This is a genomic window from Candidatus Acetothermia bacterium (genome assembly GCA_024653305.1).
Lineage (GTDB): Bacteria > Bipolaricaulota > Bipolaricaulia > Bipolaricaulales > Bipolaricaulaceae > JACIWI01.
Map to the genome: position 1 here is coordinate 9,190 of JANLFW010000017.1, position 1,592 is coordinate 10,781.

The 1,592-nt window shown below is 70.8% G+C and carries 1 protein-coding gene and 1 pseudogene; one reads left to right on the forward strand and one right to left on the reverse strand.

What is annotated here, in order from left to right; all coding sequences use genetic code 11:
• A partial coding sequence (locus NUV94_06610) for an amidohydrolase family protein (GenBank protein MCR4392423.1) occupies positions 1-979 on the reverse strand: 979 nt, incomplete at its 3' end.
• A gap of 114 nt (positions 980-1,093) precedes the next feature.
• On the opposite strand from NUV94_06610, the pseudogene NUV94_06615 reads away from it, so the two are divergent.
• Positions 1,094-1,519, forward strand: a pseudogene (locus NUV94_06615) (DeoR/GlpR family DNA-binding transcription regulator).
• Positions 1,520-1,592 lie beyond the last annotated feature (73 nt).

The following is a 1,592-nucleotide window of genomic DNA, read 5'->3' on the forward strand; positions in this document are numbered from 1 at the left end:
CGAGGTCGGCAGCGTAGCCGGGGGCGATCGCCCCGAGGTTCGGGATCCCGTACGCCCGGGCGGTGTGGACCGTGGCGCAGGCGATCGCGACCTCCGGGGGGACGCCGCCCGCGATGGCCTTCCGCAGGACGTCGTCCATGTGCCCTTCCGAGAGGAGGGTTTCCGGCTCCCGGTCGTCGGTGCAGAGGTGGACGAACGGGGCGGACCGGGCGGTGAGGAGGGGGAGCAGGGCGGAGAGGTTCCGGGCCGTGGTCCCCTCGCGGATGAGGACGTGCATCCCGGCCCGCAGCTTCTCCGCGGCCTCGGCGAGGGAAGTGCACTCGTGGTCGGTGCGCGGTCCGGCAAGGATGTAGGCCCACAGGGCAGACCCGGAGAGCCCCGGGGCGTGGCCGTCGATCGGGCGGCCCCGGGCTGCCTCGAGCTTGGCCCAGAGGTCGGGGTCGCCGGCCAGCACCCCGGGGAAGTTCATGACCTCCGCGAGGCCGAGGATGCGGTCCCAAGAGAGCAACTCCGCGAGGTCCCGGGCGGCCAGTTCCGCCCCGGCCGTCTCCAGCGGGCTCGCTGGGACGCAGGACGGGGCCAGGAAGAGCGCCCGCAGGGGCAGATCCCGGGTGGCGTCCAGCATGTACCGGACCCCCTCCCGGCCCAGGACATTGGCGATTTCGTGGGGGTCGGCGATCACCGCCGTGGTCCCGTGGGGGAGCACGGCCCGGGCGAACTCAGGCGGGGAGAGGCGCGAGCTCTCGATGTGGACGTGGGCGTCGATGAACCCCGGGACGAGCCACGCCCCGGCGAGGTCGACGATCTCCTCCGCCTCGGTGGCCCCAAACCCGACGATACGGCCGTCGGCCACCGCCACGTCCCCGGGGAAGAACGCCCCGGAGAACACGTCCAGCACCCGGGCCCGCCGCAGGAGAAGCTCAGCCGGGCCCTCTCCCTTGGCCGCCCGGAACGCCCGCGTGTGCACGTTCAAGTTCACCGGCCGGAGGATAGCCGGCGCCGCCCGCCTCGGCCAGCCGTACCCAAGGGCTCCCCTTGACAGGGGGACCGGACGGGCCTACAATGTGTTACCTTGTGCTAACTATAGAAAGGTATGGAAAAGAATGACAACCGCTCGCTCACGGAGCACCGTCGCCGCCTCATCCTGGAGCGGGTGCGGGAGCTGGGGGCGGTGCGCACGTCTGAGCTGGCCAGGATCCACTCCGTGTCCCCCATGACCATCCGCAACGATCTCGATGCCCTTGCCCGTCGGGGGCACCTGTTGCGGGTCCACGGTGGGGCGATGGTCAAGGAGCAACTTGCGGCTGAACCGTCCTACCATGAAAAGGCGTCGCTCAACCTCGAGGAGAAGCGCCGCATCGGGCGCCGTGCTGCCGCGCTCATCGAGGACGGCATGGCCGTGTTCATCGGGAACGGCACCACGACCATGGAGATCGTCCGCGCCCTCAAAGACCGCGCGCCGTCGCACGTCAAGGCGTTCACCAACGCCCTGACCCATGCCACGGAGCTGGCCGGGATTCCACAGGTGGACCTGTACGTGGTGGGCGGGTACCTGCGGGGGGTCTCCTTCGCGATGGTGGGCCCTCTGGCCT